Consider the following 14,670-nt stretch of genomic DNA (forward strand, 5'->3'; position numbering starts at 1 on the left):
GGCTGCTGTCGCTATTCGCGCGCGTCCTTGCCGCCGATCTTGCCCCGCGCCATCAGCAACCCCACGAGCGCAATCAGCGCGAAGCCGGCGCCGGCCAGGAAGGTTCCCTGCGGTCCGGTGATGTCCCAGAGCGCGCCCGCGATGATGCTGGCGGCGAGCATCGCCAGACCGCCGAGCAGGTTGAAAAATCCATAGGCGGTGCCGCGCAGTTCGGCCGGCGCGGTGTCCGCCACGAGGGTGGCCAGTAACCCTTGCGTCAGCCCCATATGCAGGCCCCACAGAACGACGCCCAGCGCAACGCCGCCGATCGACGGCAGCAGGGCCAGCGCGATATCGGCGGCAACCAGCAGCAGCATGCCGCCCGCCAGCACCGCCGTGCGGCCGATGCGGTCCGAGATTACGCCGGCGGGATAGGCCGCGACGGCATAGACGACATTCATCGCCACCAGCACGGCGGGCACCAGCATGATCGGCAGCCCGACATTCTGGGCACGCAGAATCAAAAATGCCTCGCTGAAGCGCGCCAACGTGAACACGCTCGCCACCGCCACCACCCACCAATAGGCCGGTCCGAGGTTTTTGATTTCGGCCAGGCTGATCGGATTGCGCACGGTCCGCAGTTCTCCCGGCCGCTCCGGCTCCCGCACGGCAAAAACAATCAGCGCCAGCGCCAGGAAGGCCGGAAGCACGGCAAACCAGAACACCGCCTTGAAGTTGTCTGATGTCCACCACATCAGGGCGATGGCGAGCAGGGGACCCATGAAGCCGCCGATCGTGTCGAGCGATTGGCGTAAGCCAAAGCTCGCGCCGCGCAGTTCGGCCGGCGACAGGTCTGCCACCAACGCGTCGCGCGGGGCGCCGCGAATGCCCTTGCCGATCCGGTCGACGAAACGAGCGGCCACCAGCCAGCCGATAGTCGGCGCCAGCGGAAACACCGGCCTGGTGAAGGCCGCCAGACCGTAGCCGGCGGCCGCGAGCCATTTGCGCTTGCCGAGCCGGTCCGAAAGCGCGCCGGAGAATATCTTTGTAATGGAGGCGGTCGCCTCGGCGATGCCCTCGATGACACCGACCGTCACCATCGATGCGCCAAGCACCGTGACCAAATAGATCGGCAGCAAAGCGTGGATCATCTCCGACGAGACGTCCATCAGCATCGAGACGAAACCGAGGACCCATACGCTCGCGGGAATGTCCCTGATCGAATAGGTCGGCTTGGTTTCAGCGGCCATGTCGCCTCTCGTAGCGCCTCATGGCGCCAACAGCCGCCGGCACGCGTCGACAAAGACCTCGGCCCCCGTGACGATATCGCCGTCGGCGGTGTTCTCGGTCCAGTGGTGCGAGATGCCGCCGATCGAGGGCACGAACAGCATGCCTGCCGGCATGACCGTCGCGAGAGTCTGGGCGTCGTGACCGGCGCCGCTCGGCATCCGGATCGACCTGCCGCCGGCACAGGCTGCGCCGGCTTGTTCGATCGCCTGCTGGAAGGAAACATCCATCAGCGCAGGCGCGCCGGTGCGAATGCGCTCCACCGCGACGCTGCAGCGGCCCTGTTTATCGACCTCCGCGGCCATGGCGCGCAGGAGATCCTCCAGCCGCGCAATCACGGCCGGATCGTCGTCGCGAATCTGGAACAGCATTTCCGCAGCGCCCGGGATGATGCTGGGCGCGCCGGGATCGAGGGTGATACGGCCGGTGGTCCACACCGTGCGCGGACCGCAAGTGGCGGGGAAGCGCTCATCGATAGCGACGCAAAATCTCGCAAGCGCGAGGCCGGCGTCCCTGCGGATCGCCATCCGTGTGGTGCCGGCGTGGTTTTGTTCGCCCGTAAACGTGATGCGGTATTGCCAGATCCCGACGATGGACGTGACGATGCCGATCTTGAGATCGCTGCTTTCGAGCATCTCGCCCTGTTCGATATGGGCTTCGAGATATCCGATATGCCGGCCGGGTTCGCACCGCGCGCGGGCGCGGCCGGCAAGGCCGGCGTCGCGCAGCGCCTCACGCATGGTTCTGCCGCTGTTGCGGTCGCGCGCCGCGTCGATGTCGGCGTCGGTGACGCCGCCGACATAGGAGCGGCTGCCGAGGAAGTGTCCGAAATGACCTTCCTCGTCGCACCATGACGCCACTTCAACCGCGCCGTTTATGTTCGGATCGCGATTGATGGTGCGGGCGGCTTCGAGCGCATAGATCACGCCGAGCGGTCCATCGAGCCAGCCCGCGTGGTTCTGGCTTTCCAGATGCGACCCCGCCAACAATTTCGGCCCGGGCTTCGTGCTGGTGCCGAGGATGTTGCCGATGCCGTCGATCTCGCCCGCGAGGCCGGCCTCGGAAAGACGTTGCACCAGCCACTGCAGGGAAGCGAGATGCGGTTCCGAAAACGTCGGCTTGTGAACGCCGGTCTTGTAGGCGCCGATCGTACGCAGCGCGTGAAGATCGGCGAGAACACGCACGCCATCGGCGCGTGAGAGATTGTCGGTCATGGCTTCACGCACCTGCGTATCCGTAGTTCTCCGGGGGAGAACAAAGTTCCTGATGTGTCCCGAATAGAACAAAGTTCCAGGCGTGTCGCCAGCCGCGTTGGTTATCCTGCGGACAACAACGCCAACGCGATGATGGCAAGCCACGTCACGATGACGAGCGCCGCCACCGCGCCAGCGGTTATCTTCGCCTTCTCCTTCAGCGTGTAGCCGCGCATTTTTCTCGCAAACGGGTGAGGGGCGTTCAGGAACTTTGCGGGAGAATATTCGATCACTCGCATCAAGGAAACAGTTCACGTCGTGCGAGCAGAAGGTGCGGTGCGAGCAGGAACCGCCCTGCGCCGTGGGAGCGCCACGGCCGCCGTCGTCGCCGCGGCCTGCGAGCGAACCGGACGGCCGTGCTTGAGGTCTGACGGGAAGCCGCTTCCAGCGGCATCAGGAGAGTTCGCCTTGCCGCATGTCGACCATGGCGCGATCTTCGGCCAGACCATTTTTCATGGCGGCGACGACCTCATTGGTGAGCGCGATTTGAGGATCTATCAGCGCTCTCTCTTGGCTGTCCCGCTTATCTGATTGCCAGGAAATGGTGGCGTTCGATCTCTCGCGAATGGCGCGCTGTCCCTTCGAGCGATTTCGAAAGAGGGCAAACGCGGGCCGACAATTGAAGGGCTGTCGCCGATCACATCGCAAACGCAACCGGCCAAGGCTTGCGGCATGCCGGACAACTGCGGCGCTAACGCCGAATTAATCTCATCAGCCTATAGTCTCATGCAGTTTAGTTGGGTGCTGCGTAAAGGAGCCGTCGCGAGGACGATCCAGCGGTGGCTCCTTTTTTGTTCACTCATTTGAGGTTGATGCACGTGACCCAGACATCGGAAAAGCAGAGCCAAACCGAACAGCCCGAATCCGCGGCACCGACCCAGAAGTCGAGCCGGAAATCGATCCTGGCGTTTGCGATATTCGCTCTTGGAATAAACACGAGTGCGGCCGTCTATACACTGGCGCCTTCTGATCTTGCCCTGCCGGATATCAGCAAATTGGCCGAAATACTTCCGCTCCAGAAAGCTTTCGATCCCGTATCGGATCCGGCTCTCGCTGCATTAAAGAACATTCAGGCGGGCCAGCAGCAACACGTTGCCTCGCTGCAGGAGAACAGCTTCCTGCTGCAGCAAAACACCGATCTGCTTCAGCAGGGCTCAATGACGCTCGCCTCTCTGAGGCAGAGCGTCGTGGACGAGCACGTCGACGTGAAGAAAATATCCGCTCAGATAACGGATGAGCATGCAGACGTGAAGAAGGTGTCTACTCAGATTTCCACGCTCATAGCGAAGGTCGACTCGCTGCAGAAAACGATAAACCCGGATGTAACTTCCTCCATCCCCACAAGGCACGCTCGTAACCGGCTATCCCGGGCAGCGCAAAAGAGGATGGCTCGGCAGCCTAAACCTGTCGGACCTATTTCGCTTGGAGGAGCGCCCTTTACTCTTCCGGCAACCGCGCCGAGCCCACAAAGCTAAAGATCGAGCAAACGAGGCGCGGGGCTTCGGTCCCGCGCCTTGTCTATTTGAAGAAGTGATAGATTCCGTTCAGCCCGAGAAGGCCGGCGATAATCAGATAGACCGCCACTGCGACGCTGACGATGCGGGGCGCGATCAGCAAAAACACTCCCGCGGCCAGGGTGACGAGTGGCAGTAGGGGGTTGGCTGCATCGGGATGCATGTAGATTTTATAGCAGATTCGGGCCGCCTTACCCGATCGACAGTGAATTGCCCATATGCTGGAGCCGCGCCGTCAAAGCTTGATGGCCTGCAGCGGGCAAAGCAGCAGCGGCGTTGCCTGATTCATCCAAGGTCCATTCCGCCAATCGTGTCTGCGGTCGCTGCACCTGCTGGTGACCAATGTCTACTCAGGCAGCCCCGTCCCAACTCCACGAGCCAGATCACAAATGGGCGAATGCAGACATGCCCACCCGTTGATGTGGGGCGAACATTGGATATGGAAGGGTGTGAGCTAAGCCATTGAAATAGCTGGCGCTCCCTAGCGGAATCGAACCGCTCTCTCCACCGTGAAAGGGTGGCGTCCTAACCGATAGACGAAGGGAGCAAAACAACCGGAGAATCAATGCGTTAAGCGCTTGATAAGCCGTGTTGGCCGCCAGCCGTCCATGTTCCATGGAGGCGGCGACGGGCGAACGTATAGTGGCGTTTGGCCGGGCGGGCAAGCCGCTCGAAAACCCGTTTTTTGACCGTTCCGGATCGCCATCGGCTCGGGGGATGGACCGGATGCAACGGAATTTAAAGCCGCATGGCGTAAGGCTTTGGTCGGGGGAACTTCCGACATGGCCTTGCTTTCCAAACTATCGAGCAACAAAAAGCGCGAGACGCGCAAATCATTGAGTCAGCCCGGGTGGATCACGCTCGACGGTGGTTTTGCCGCGCGCCAATGCGTGGTGAAGGATCTGTCCACGACGGGGGCGAAGGTCACGATCGATGATCCCAATTCGCTGCCGGCGAAGTTGCGATTGGCGTTTTCGCGCGACGCCAGAACCGGACGCCGCTGCGAGGTGGTCTGGCGTCGCGGCAAATCAGTCGGCGTCAAGTTCGTCCGCTAGTCTGGCCCTGGTCGGCATGGGGCGATAAAAGACGGGATGCGAAAATCCCTGCTGATCATCATGATCGTGGTGCTCTCTTCCGTTGCCGTGGCCGCAGAGCAGCCCCGTCTTCAGAAGCCCGACAGGGCCGCAACATCCGGCAAGCTGCTGCCGGTGAAGCGCTCGAATTCCGCCAATGCCTGCGCGGAGTACGGCGCGGGCTTCGTCAAGATCGACGGCACCAATACGTGCATGAAAATCGGCGGCGCGGTGAGCGTCGGCGCGGGTGCGTCCAGCGGCTCGCGCTAGGTCATGTCATCGGCGGCGCGATGAACTGCGCAAAGCCGCGGCGGGCCGCGAACTGCGCAAACCAGCGCTCGAGGTTCGGCAGTTCCGGCTTGGTGACGCCCTCGACGCCGAGCCAGCGCCGCGCATAGGCGCCGATCGCGATATCGGCGAGCGTGAACTGGTCGCCCTCGATGAAGCGACGGTTCGCCAGTTGCGCCTCGACGATCCGCCACACCACGGCTTCCGCATCGACATCCTTCTGGATCGCCACCATGTCGCGCTTCTCGACCGGCGTGCGCACCAGCGCCCAGAATACCGGCCGGTCGACCGGCTGCAGCGTCGACAGCGTCCAGTCGAGCCAGCGGTCGACACCGGCGCGCGCCTTCGGCTGCGCGGGATAGATCGGCGAATTCTCGCCATAGGCCATGCAGAGATAGCGCATCACCGAATTGGATTCCCACAGCACATAGTCGCCATCGACCAGCGTCGGCACGCGGCCGTTCGGGTTCATGGCCAGATAGGCGGCCTCGGTGTTCTTGCCGAACTGCATGCCGGCGTCGATGCGCTCATAGGCGAGGTCGAGCTCGGCGAGACACCACAGCACTTTTTGAACATTGACCGAATTGGCCCGGCCCCAGATGGTGAGTTGTTGTTTCTTGTTATTGGCCACGCGTTGTCGCTCCCGCTGATCTTCTTCCGATCGCCGTTCATAGCTGAAGATCGGCGAAAAAGCGCTTCTGCGCGGCCTAAAACCATACAAAAAAATCGGGCTCCGCCGCAGTGCGACAGAGCCTCGATTCATGCGTAACGCGCAGGTTGGCTGGCGTCAGCTGCTCAGCGGCCGAAGAATAGCCACAGCAGAATGATTACCGGAATTGGCACGCCCAGCAACCACAACAAAAGTCCTCGTCCCATCATGTCCTCCTCAAAATGCAATCGAGGAGAGAACGCGCGATGTCATGGCCGGTTCCTGCGCGCAAAAGAAGCTGGCGCGAGGGAACGTTTTACGATTGGGATTTCCGAGAGCGACAATCCGATCTCAAACAGCGAGTAGCCATCGCGATCGACCGTCTGGCGCACTTCGGCGTTGACGTCGCCGGAATGGCGGCTGCGTGTCAGCCGCCATTCGCTTTCTCGCGCGCCTGATGGAAACGGCGCATCCGCCATGGTCACGAGCCGGTAGCTCGGATGACGGACGTGCACGAAGAAGTTGTACAAGGCTTACCAGTGGCCGGTGTTCGGCATCGAGGACCACGGCTCCGCCGGCGGCTTCGGTTCGCCCTTTTGCAACAGCTCGATCGAATGCAGATCCGGCGAGCGGACGAAGGCCATATTGCCGTCGCGCGGCGGCCGGTTGATGGTGATGCCGGCCTTCATCAGGCGGTCGCAGGTCGCGTAGATGTCATCGACCTCATAGGCGAGGTGGCCGAAATGACGGTCCTCGCCGTATTTCTCCTCGTCCCAATTGTAGGTGAGTTCGACCAGCGGGGCGCCGCGGTTCTGCGGAGCCGACTTGAACAGGCCTTCGTCCTCCGGCGCGCACAGGAACACCAGCGTGAACCGGCCCTTGTCATTGTCGATCCGGCGTACTTCCTTCAGCCCCAACGCGTCCTGGTAAAACTTCATCGCGGTATCGAGATTGCGGACGCGCAGCATGGTGTGGAGGTAGCGCATGTTTCTTATCTCCCTGAGAACATTTGCAGATTTGACTTCGTGGACGGCTGTTCAGGGCATTAGATAGCAGGAAATTGCCCCAATGGGCAGGCTCTGCGCGTACAGGCGTGGGCACCAAGCCCGCCTGGGCGAAGCTTAAGGGCGATATGCTGGAGGGCTATCCGGTCACTTGGCGTAGCCTTGGGAGCGGAGCCACGCGATCTTGCGCTCACCGTTGATCCACTCGTTCGCATCTTCCTTGCTGGTAAGACCTGTGATGGTTCGCTGCTCGCTACCCGGATAGTCGGCCTGGATGTTCCAATTATCGTCTGCGATTCGGACGATCCTGAAGGTCACTTTTGCTTTTGCCATGAGGCACTATGCAGCCAATTGCCTGAAATTGATAGCGCCGGCGGTTCCCTCGTCAGTCGACCTGTTCATCTCTTGGATAACGGTTCGCTAAACCAATGAAGCCCGCGAAGGCCGAAATGTTGACGATGGCTTCAATCCAGAGCATGACGAGTCCTCAAAGAAAAGCCCCGGTGTGCGGGGCTGGTGCCTGTTCGGGAATCCAATTCGTGCTGGTGGACTTCGTTCCCAAAAAAAAGAAAACCCTGGCTCCCGGGGGGAGAGCGCGGGGTTCTAAAGCCAATCGTGAAGGGGAGGGGCGACGATGGGCCGTGCCCTAATCAAGCGTGAGCCAAAGCTGTGCGCCGTCGCGTGACAAACAATGCGAGCGCAGCGTCAATGGGCAGTGAAAGTAGAAAGCCGATCGTCAGGCTGCTCAACGAGCGGTCGTAAAACGATACGAAGAAGCTGAGCGCGAAATCGGTCGTCACCGAATAGACGGCTCCCACCGCGCACGTGAAGAGTACGGCCTTGATACGGTTGGTGCGTCGAGCAGCCCATTTTGCAGTCGTGACCACGAACACGATGGAAAGAACAAAATCGAATATTGCGACAGTGTTTTCAAACATTGCAGTCCTCCGACGTTGCATGCGGTGTAGCCGCAACAGGAACTGCTGAAAGTGAGGGTCGTCGCGAAAAAACCCGCCGAAGCGGGGATCCAAGTACGAAAAGAGGTGGCAGTGTCCTCGAAAGTCGCGCAAGGCATCAGGCGGCTTTGGACCGCGGTTCATCCAATGTCTTCGCTTTTGCCCGGCACTCGGCTGCGAACGCCTGAAGCCTCTCCGCGGTGACAGCGTCGAGTATGCTTCGCGCCAACCGTTCGGCACGGGCAGCTTGCTCTTGCAGATACTGAAACTTGGTCATGACCCGAGCCCTCAATTTCCTGGACAATTTGAGGCGAATACGTTCGTTCCGGCGATGCTTCAGCCTAGGTGAATGCGGGATTAAGACCTGTGCGCCAGGTCACGCAGCTTTGGTTTTATGGTGGTGGCGATCGCGTCGGTGCCGGTCGGCCGAAGCGCGGCCGTTCAGTTGGCGCACCAACCCACGCGCGGACGGGCTGAAGCCTTCACCCGTAAACTTACGCGCTACCTTTCGTTGTTCCTTGTGGGTAAACCAACCAAAGCGCAATGATTGCGTCGTAGATTTGTCTTAGGCTTGGATTTGGGACGACACCCGGAGTCAGCAGGGTGTTCATGGATGGAGATTTGGATGCCCAGACAATTCGGCTTGAAGGCAACATCGATAGCCGCGCGGTCGGCGGCAGCGGCTTCATCGATCTCGACGCCGGGCGTGAGTGCATCGGCGCCTGCCTCGGACAGTCTTTCTCCGGTCAGTTCTCCAGTGTCAGAACTCGCTTCCCAAGGCGCGGAGCTGCCGTTCGCGCCTGCGAGCTGGCGGGGCTGTCATGGCCGGCGTTCTATCTCGCCAGACTAAGCCTAGGCGTCGCCGGCACGGGCAACGTCGGGAGCCGACGATTCAGGCGGCCGCGAAGGCGCGGTTGGGATGTCGGTCCGAAAGACGATTAGCTGACTCGGTCCTTCAGTTGCCTGGCAGGAAGAACCCCGATGAGTTTGACCTCACGGCTTACCGGGGCTTGAGCTTTGGACGCTCATGATCCCCGTCCTTGCAGGGCTTTAGTCGTGACTTGGCGCGTCAGGGCAGGGTCAACGCGGGAATCAGACTCTGGAACAGCGCAACAAGCCTTTGGCCGGTCATTCCGACGGCCGCGATAATGGCCAGGGCGATGAACCCGGCGATCAGGCTGTATTCGATGGCGGTGGCGGCGGACTCGTCGCGCAGAAACTTCCCAAACATTTCATGCTCTCTCGAATTTCGACGAAAGCGTTGTGGCACGCCCAAGTTGCCGCCAATACAACCAAAAGCGTAAAATTGCAGAGATTTGTTGGAGCTGCGGCCCCAGGTTGACGGTGTGATTTAATCGCGCTGGGCTTCGGCCTTGTTTTTAAAACCGATATTTGACGCGCCGGAACGCCGTATCACCGGCGTGATCCCCCACACATACGCGATTGGCTGCTCCCTTCATGGTCGTGCCAACGGAGGGATCAACCATGTACTTGCTTTACGGCCTGCTCATACTCGCGATGATTTTCTTTTTCGTGCTTCCGATTACGGACGCCAGGACGGCTCGGATGAAATTGTCCGTGCTGAGCAGCCTCGGCGTATTGCTAGCGGTATCGGTTGTCGTGCCGCGCCTGTTGCATTAACCAGGGATCTGCCCGCCTCGACGCGCAATCACCAGCGCCTTTCCGAAGGCCGGCGGTTGGTTGACGCGGACGGGGGCACGGCATGATTCTCGTAACTGGCAGCATTTTGGCGCGCGAGGATACCTTTGACGACGTGCGCCGCTCGTGTCTGGAGCATGTCGAGCGCTCCCGCAAGGAGCCGGGTTGCATCTCGCATGACGTGCATGTCGACTGCCAGAACCCGATGCGGCTATTCTTCTTCGAGCAATGGGCCGATGAGGCGGCGTTGCGGACGCATTTCGCGGTCGAAGGCTCGAAGGCGTTTGTAAGATCGCTCAAGGGCCGGATCGTCGAAACCTCGGGCACGAAGATCTATCGCGCCGAGGCGATACCGCGATAAGGAGCCGCTGCCCTGCGCGGACGGCCATCGCTAGAGCAGGGGATTGTACATCCATTCCTCGGGCCAGAACCTGTTTCCGATCCAGCCGAGGCCCGCCGCCACGGCAAAAAACACGACCGCGGTCGGGATCAATTCGTCGATCGCAAAGGCTGTGGCCAGCAGCGGGCCGGCCAGATGCGCCGTTAGTCCGGCAAAGCGATCCCGATGCCGAACAGCGCGGCTTGAACGATCCAGATCATGATTTCCCGAAGCGCCATCATGCCTCGACGATAGCGCGCGTGCAGGCGTGACTGGTGTGACGGGACGCACAGTGTCGTTCGAACGGCACGCTAGCCTTCGCGCGTCCGCTTCGCTTCGGGAGGTTTAAATGCTGGCGTGGGTTTTATTAGTCGCAAATATGCCGACCATCGTGTGCACGATTTGCTCGGCCTTCCTGGCTTACAAGGAAAGGCCGCAATGGGTCTGGTTCGCCGGGTTGGCGGTGCTCGCCGGCGTCGGCGGCCTGTTGACGCTCGGCGTCGTGTACGCGCAACAGCTTTCATTCGCGTGGCGCGCGTGAGAGAGGGCCGGACGCCGTCTGGCCTGCCGCACGAGATGAGTTGCGGTCAGGTCAGACCTTGACGTCCACCAGCGGCGGTTCTTCGTCCGGCAAATTGGCAAGCGCCGCTTCTATCGCGGCGGCCTTGGCGTGGTCGACGGCCTGAAGATCCTGATTAATCAAATGCGGTGGCGCCTTGGCGGCCTGATCGACGACGAGTTGCACTCTGGCCTGCGTCACTTCAACCGGTACGGGGTAAATGACCATGGGATCACCCTCCTGACCAAAATTTGTCAGGTCCATGTTTACGCCTTGTAAAGAGGTTGGGTTAACGGCGCGGCATTTCAGGGGAGCGCGGTAAATGGAGGCTTAAACTTCCATGACCGGCGTCAAAAAAATTTAGGGCGTTTCGAGCGAAGCCTGATCAGGGGCGGGGGGGCGCATCAGCGCACGCGTCAAAACGAAAATCCGAAAGCGTGGCGCGGCTTCAATCGGAACCGAAAGATCCTAATGCGTCTCTTCCAGCCGTTCGGCGTAGAGGCGGAATTCCTCGGCCATCTCGATCAGCTTCTTCGAGGCTTCCGGATCCTTGACGGCTTCGGCGAGCCGCCGGGCTCGGTCGGATTGATCTCGATAATGGTCGGCTTGGGTCATTGCAGCACCTTTTTAGATAAGTACGGGCTGCGCCAAAAAGGTTCGACGTCCGGCACGCGACCGGCATGGCGGCGAGAGGACGAAGCGGCGGGGTAACGGTATCTTAACACGGCAACGGTGCCGGAAAACGCGCCCCCTGTTCGTTCTGCGAGAACAAAAGGAGTCTGACGCCGCGCGATCGATACCGGATCAATTTGTTCGCGAAAACGCAGATAACCCTATTCAGTTAGGTTAAAACCCAAATCGCGTTGTGCGAATTCGGAGTTGCGATAGGGATGGCCGAAAGGAAACAGGCCATGGTCCCTTCATTTCACAACGCGGACAAACCCACTCACCGGCGCGTCATGGTGGTTGGCCTGCTGTTCTGCCTTGCCTTCGTCATGGTCAGCTTTTCGTTGCGGCCGCAAGCTGAAAGTAGCTACGTGCTGGTCAAGGCCGACAGGCTGGTCCGCACCGCGGGCGAACCTCATAAGGCAAACTGAACGCCGAACAGTTCGGCGCTCAGCGACCCCCGAATTCTTCACTCCGGGAAATTTTCATTTGGCGATCGGTGATAGGTAGCGACGGCGATGAAGCCGGCATAGCCGATCACATTGATCAGAATTTCCAACCACACGGGCATGACAAACCTTTCCCCGCAACTAAACTCCGCAAGGGCTGTGTTAGTTCCTGCGTAATCCGATGGTCAGACCCGCCAGATCGCATGGCTCGGCGATCGCGTGCGGCCGCAGGCGCTCCAAAATAAAACCCCGCCTGCATTCGAAGATGCAGACGGGGTCTTTCATGCTTTCACCTCTCGTAAGGTTGCTGCACTTGATAGAAAAACGTCGAAGCGCCGGCCTCGTTCCTGCGCCGGCGAATTTCTCGGCGGCATTTCCTGATGGAATTCGCTGCGGTTCCACGCGCCATATTCCTTCGGCAATAACGCTGCGGCCGGGCAAGCTTCTGTCGGTTCCGTCTCAACGCCAGAACGCGGGCCGCCCCGATCCGTTCAGCGCGTTGGCCAAGGTCGTTTCGCAATATGTTTCACGCTCACGTTCGAACTTCTGTTGGGTCTCCCTGAAGCTCGCGACGCGGGCTGCGATTTCGGCGCGGTCGCGCGCGAGTCTTTCTTCCTTCGTCATCGCCCATCCGTGTCTTGTTTGATTCGCGCTCCGCCATCATTGGCGTGCGCGAATGGGGCACGAATGCGGAAGCGAGGTTGCAGCATTGTGATCAGCCGCTGCCTTTGCAGCGAAGGCGGTGGATAAGCTGTGGCGCATTCTTGTCGCTCACACGGGTTCCCGTTAGCGAAAGACAAACGGGAGGTTCCAATGGCAAAGATTGATCTGGATTCACTTGGTATCGAAGAACTCGCTAGTCTGCGCGAGAACGCGACCGACAAACTGTTCGAGAAAGTCGCGTCGCGCCGCGCCGAGCTCGAAGCGGAACTGGAAAAGCTGAGTCAGTACGGCAAGCCACCGGCGAAGAAAGTGGAGATCGCAGCCGCGCCGAAAGCAAAGAAGTCCGAAAAGGAGCCGAAGGAATCGGTCGCCGAGGCTGCGTGATCAAGGCAGCATGATCGGCGGATCGTTATAAGGCGGCCTGATAGAGGCCGCCTTCACGATGCGCATGCTGCACCGCCGGGCAGAGCGCATCGATCTGGCAATCCGAAAGGCCGTGCTATAGTCGGCGCGGCCCAACAATCCCGGAAATATCAGCGGTGATCGCCAAGGATTTGCACAGCGGCGTCGAACAGCTCGGCAACATGATCGCCGAAGCCGCCTGCATCGTTCCCTTTACCGGCGCCGGCATTTCCACCGAATGCGGCATTCCGGATTTCCGCTCGCCCGGCGGCCTATGGACCCGTAACCGCCCGATTGCGTTCGATGAATTCGTTTCCAGTGCCGACGCGCGGGCCGAAGCCTGGCGGCGGCGCTTTGCGATGGAAGAGACTTTCGCGGCCGCGAAGCCCGGCCGTGGGCATCGCGCGCTGGCTTCGCTCTACAAGGCGGGCAAGACGCCGGCGATCATCACCCAGAACATCGACAATTTACATCAGGCGTCAGGCTTCAAGGCCGACGACGTCGTCGAACTGCATGGCAATACCACCTATGCCCGCTGCATCGGTTGCGGACATGCCTATGATCTTCCTTGGGTAAAGGCGCGTTTCGACGAAACCGGCGATGCCCCCGACTGCACCATCTGCGATGCGCCGGTGAAGACCGCGACGATCTCGTTCGGACAGGCGATGCCGGAAGATGAGATGCGCCGCGCCACCGAACTGGCCCAGCAATGCGACCTGCTCCTGGCGATCGGATCGTCGCTAGTCGTTTGGCCGGCCGCAGGTTTTCCGCTGATGGCCAAGAACTGCGGCGCAAAGCTGGTCATCATCAACAATGAGCCGACGGAACAGGACGATATCGCCGATCTGGTGATCCGTTTCGACATCGGTGAAACGCTTGGACCGTTCGTCGGTAATTGACTGCCGACTGATTCGCGGCTGTGCAACCTGTTCATAGCCCCCGCAATTTTGTTTTTTTTAGCTATGCTCGGCAGTCGAGAGTGTTATCTTTTGATTCGAGAGATTCGCGCAGCGTTGTCACGAGTGTCATCGATAAGCGCGTGTTCCGGTCCTGCCAGGGCGATGGCGGGCCGCTTTTTTGAAGTGTGGGGTCCGGGGTCATGGGGTCGGACGAATTTGTGTCCAAGAAGCTCGGGGGGCCGCCGTCAGGTGGGACTGGGCAAAACAGACTTGGACCAGGCGATTACGCAACCGGCTCGCAACGCGATCCGACAGTGGATGCTTTGTCAGGGCTCGGCGATTCCGCCGCCAACCTTGTCGAAATATCCGGCGTCATCAAATGGTTCGACGCTTCCAAGGGTTATGGCTTCATCGTTCCGGACAATGGCTGGCCCGACGTGCTGCTGCACGTCACCGTGCTGAGGCGCGACGGCTACCAGACCGCCTATGAAGGCGCGCGGCTGGTGGTCGAGTGCGTGCAGCGCGCAAAAGGCTATCAGGCGTTCCGGATCGTCTCGATGGACGAGTCCACCGCGATTCATCCGGCGCAGATGCTTCCGCCGCGGACCCACGTCAACGTCACACCGACCAGCGGGCTGGAGCGGGCGCAGGTTAAATGGTTCAACCGGCTGCGCGGTTTCGGCTTCCTGACCTGCGGCGAGGGCACGCCCGACATTTTCGTCCACATGGAAACGCTGCGCCGCTTCGGCATGACCGAGCTGCGTCCCGGCCAATACGTGCTGGTGCGCTTCGGGCCCGGGTCCAAGGGCATGATGGCGGCCGAGATCCATCCCGAGACCGGCCCGTCGGCGCTGTCCTCGCACTGATCCCGCTGACGCAAACGTGAGCCGGACGCCGCGCACCCGTGCGGCGGCCTCTGGCATTTGCCGCAATCGTCGGGTTAGGGTTCCCCGGCAATTCGCAAGATATCCGGCATGAGTGCTTTGATGAA

General features: G+C 60.6%; 22 protein-coding genes and 1 tRNA gene. 10 read left to right on the forward strand and 13 right to left on the reverse strand.

Annotation, left to right across the window (positions count from 1 at the left end):
- Positions 1–11 precede the first annotated feature (11 nt).
- Entirely contained in the window at positions 12–1,229 is a 1,218-nt protein-coding gene (locus ACPPVP_RS22320) for an MFS transporter (protein WP_426524462.1), read from the reverse strand.
- Between the two features lie 18 nt (positions 1,230–1,247).
- Positions 1,248–2,480: a Zn-dependent hydrolase gene (locus ACPPVP_RS22325; protein ID WP_426537997.1), complete on the reverse strand. Its 1,233-nt coding sequence runs from the start codon at positions 2,478–2,480 to the stop codon at positions 1,248–1,250.
- A 447-nt stretch (positions 2,481–2,927) separates the two neighbouring features.
- On the opposite strand from ACPPVP_RS22325, the gene ACPPVP_RS22330 reads away from it, so the two are divergent.
- Positions 2,928–3,050 (forward strand): hypothetical protein, encoded by a 123-nt coding sequence (locus ACPPVP_RS22330; RefSeq protein WP_426524464.1) that lies wholly within the window; start codon positions 2,928–2,930, stop codon positions 3,048–3,050.
- Positions 3,051–3,331: 281 nt separating this feature from the next.
- A complete protein-coding gene (locus ACPPVP_RS22335) occupies positions 3,332–3,994 on the forward strand; it encodes a hypothetical protein (protein WP_426537999.1) in 663 nt (220 codons plus the stop codon).
- A gap of 43 nt (positions 3,995–4,037) precedes the next feature.
- Here the strand turns inward: ACPPVP_RS22335 and ACPPVP_RS22340 are convergent, their stop codons facing one another.
- Positions 4,038–4,196: a DUF3096 domain-containing protein gene (locus ACPPVP_RS22340; RefSeq protein ID WP_426524466.1), complete on the reverse strand. Its 159-nt coding sequence runs from the start codon at positions 4,194–4,196 to the stop codon at positions 4,038–4,040.
- Positions 4,197–4,505: 309 nt separating this feature from the next.
- Positions 4,506–4,580 (reverse strand) — tRNA-Glu (locus tag ACPPVP_RS22345).
- A gap of 235 nt (positions 4,581–4,815) precedes the next feature.
- Between ACPPVP_RS22345 and ACPPVP_RS22350 the strand changes: the two genes are divergently transcribed.
- Both ACPPVP_RS22350 and ACPPVP_RS22355 read left to right on the forward strand, forming a co-directional pair.
- Positions 4,816–5,088: a PilZ domain-containing protein gene (locus tag ACPPVP_RS22350; RefSeq protein WP_426524468.1), complete on the forward strand. Its 273-nt coding sequence runs from the start codon at positions 4,816–4,818 to the stop codon at positions 5,086–5,088.
- A gap of 36 nt (positions 5,089–5,124) precedes the next feature.
- Positions 5,125–5,376: a porin gene (locus tag ACPPVP_RS22355; RefSeq protein ID WP_426524470.1), complete on the forward strand. Its 252-nt coding sequence runs from the start codon at positions 5,125–5,127 to the stop codon at positions 5,374–5,376.
- A 1-nt stretch (position 5,377) separates the two neighbouring features.
- Here the strand turns inward: ACPPVP_RS22355 and ACPPVP_RS22360 are convergent, their stop codons facing one another.
- The 6 genes from ACPPVP_RS22360 to ACPPVP_RS22385 all read right to left on the reverse strand — a co-directional run bounded on the left by ACPPVP_RS22360 (position 5,378) and on the right by ACPPVP_RS22385 (position 9,234).
- Entirely contained in the window at positions 5,378–6,025 is a 648-nt protein-coding gene (locus tag ACPPVP_RS22360) for a glutathione S-transferase family protein (protein WP_426524472.1), read from the reverse strand.
- A 287-nt stretch (positions 6,026–6,312) separates the two neighbouring features.
- Positions 6,313–6,573 carry a hypothetical protein gene (locus ACPPVP_RS22365; RefSeq protein WP_426524474.1) on the reverse strand — a complete coding sequence of 87 codons (261 nt, stop codon included), beginning with the start codon at positions 6,571–6,573 and terminating at the stop codon, positions 6,313–6,315.
- A gap of 3 nt (positions 6,574–6,576) precedes the next feature.
- Positions 6,577–7,029 carry a VOC family protein gene (locus ACPPVP_RS22370; protein ID WP_426524476.1) on the reverse strand — a complete coding sequence of 151 codons (453 nt, stop codon included), beginning with the start codon at positions 7,027–7,029 and terminating at the stop codon, positions 6,577–6,579.
- 165 nt (positions 7,030–7,194) lie between these two features.
- Positions 7,195–7,380 (reverse strand): hypothetical protein, encoded by a 186-nt coding sequence (locus tag ACPPVP_RS22375; RefSeq protein ID WP_426524478.1) that lies wholly within the window; start codon positions 7,378–7,380, stop codon positions 7,195–7,197.
- A gap of 317 nt (positions 7,381–7,697) precedes the next feature.
- Positions 7,698–7,985, reverse strand: coding sequence for a hypothetical protein (locus ACPPVP_RS22380; RefSeq protein WP_426524480.1), 288 nt, complete (start codon positions 7,983–7,985; stop codon positions 7,698–7,700).
- A gap of 1,087 nt (positions 7,986–9,072) precedes the next feature.
- Positions 9,073–9,234: a Flp family type IVb pilin gene (locus ACPPVP_RS22385; RefSeq protein ID WP_426524482.1), complete on the reverse strand. Its 162-nt coding sequence runs from the start codon at positions 9,232–9,234 to the stop codon at positions 9,073–9,075.
- 492 nt (positions 9,235–9,726) lie between these two features.
- Here ACPPVP_RS22385 and ACPPVP_RS22390 point away from each other — a divergent pair, with 492 nt between their 5' ends.
- A complete protein-coding gene (locus tag ACPPVP_RS22390) occupies positions 9,727–10,023 on the forward strand; it encodes a putative quinol monooxygenase (protein WP_426524484.1) in 297 nt (98 codons plus the stop codon).
- Positions 10,024–10,053: 30 nt separating this feature from the next.
- Here the strand turns inward: ACPPVP_RS22390 and ACPPVP_RS22395 are convergent, their stop codons facing one another.
- The gene (locus tag ACPPVP_RS22395) at positions 10,054–10,332 is read right to left on the reverse strand and encodes a hypothetical protein (protein WP_426524486.1); all 279 of its coding nucleotides are present in this window, start codon (positions 10,330–10,332) and stop codon (positions 10,054–10,056) included.
- Positions 10,333–10,390: 58 nt separating this feature from the next.
- Between ACPPVP_RS22395 and ACPPVP_RS22400 the strand changes: the two genes are divergently transcribed.
- A complete protein-coding gene (locus tag ACPPVP_RS22400; protein WP_426524488.1) occupies positions 10,391–10,582 on the forward strand; it encodes a hypothetical protein in 192 nt (63 codons plus the stop codon).
- Positions 10,583–10,633: 51 nt separating this feature from the next.
- Here ACPPVP_RS22400 and ACPPVP_RS22405 read toward each other — a convergent pair whose 3' ends face one another.
- On the reverse strand, positions 10,634–10,864 hold the full coding sequence (locus ACPPVP_RS22405; RefSeq protein ID WP_426524490.1) for a hypothetical protein: 231 nt from the start codon (positions 10,862–10,864) through the stop codon (positions 10,634–10,636).
- A 204-nt stretch (positions 10,865–11,068) separates the two neighbouring features.
- Entirely contained in the window at positions 11,069–11,215 is a 147-nt protein-coding gene (locus ACPPVP_RS22410; protein ID WP_426524492.1) for a hypothetical protein, read from the reverse strand.
- 275 nt (positions 11,216–11,490) lie between these two features.
- Between ACPPVP_RS22410 and ACPPVP_RS22415 the strand changes: the two genes are divergently transcribed.
- The 4 genes from ACPPVP_RS22415 to ACPPVP_RS22430 all read left to right on the forward strand — a co-directional run bounded on the left by ACPPVP_RS22415 (position 11,491) and on the right by ACPPVP_RS22430 (position 14,545).
- Positions 11,491–11,697 (forward strand): hypothetical protein, encoded by a 207-nt coding sequence (locus tag ACPPVP_RS22415; protein ID WP_426524494.1) that lies wholly within the window; start codon positions 11,491–11,493, stop codon positions 11,695–11,697.
- Positions 11,698–12,528: 831 nt separating this feature from the next.
- Positions 12,529–12,762, forward strand: coding sequence for a hypothetical protein (locus ACPPVP_RS22420; protein ID WP_426524496.1), 234 nt, complete (start codon positions 12,529–12,531; stop codon positions 12,760–12,762).
- 155 nt (positions 12,763–12,917) lie between these two features.
- The gene (locus tag ACPPVP_RS22425) at positions 12,918–13,679 is read left to right on the forward strand and encodes an SIR2 family NAD-dependent protein deacylase (RefSeq protein ID WP_426524498.1); all 762 of its coding nucleotides are present in this window, start codon (positions 12,918–12,920) and stop codon (positions 13,677–13,679) included.
- 200 nt (positions 13,680–13,879) lie between these two features.
- On the forward strand, positions 13,880–14,545 hold the full coding sequence (locus tag ACPPVP_RS22430) for a cold-shock protein (protein ID WP_426524500.1): 666 nt from the start codon (positions 13,880–13,882) through the stop codon (positions 14,543–14,545).
- The last annotated feature ends 125 nt before the right edge of the window (positions 14,546–14,670 follow it).

It is taken from the genome of Bradyrhizobium sp. McL0615, assembly GCF_049993905.1.
Lineage (GTDB): Bacteria > Pseudomonadota > Alphaproteobacteria > Rhizobiales > Xanthobacteraceae > Bradyrhizobium.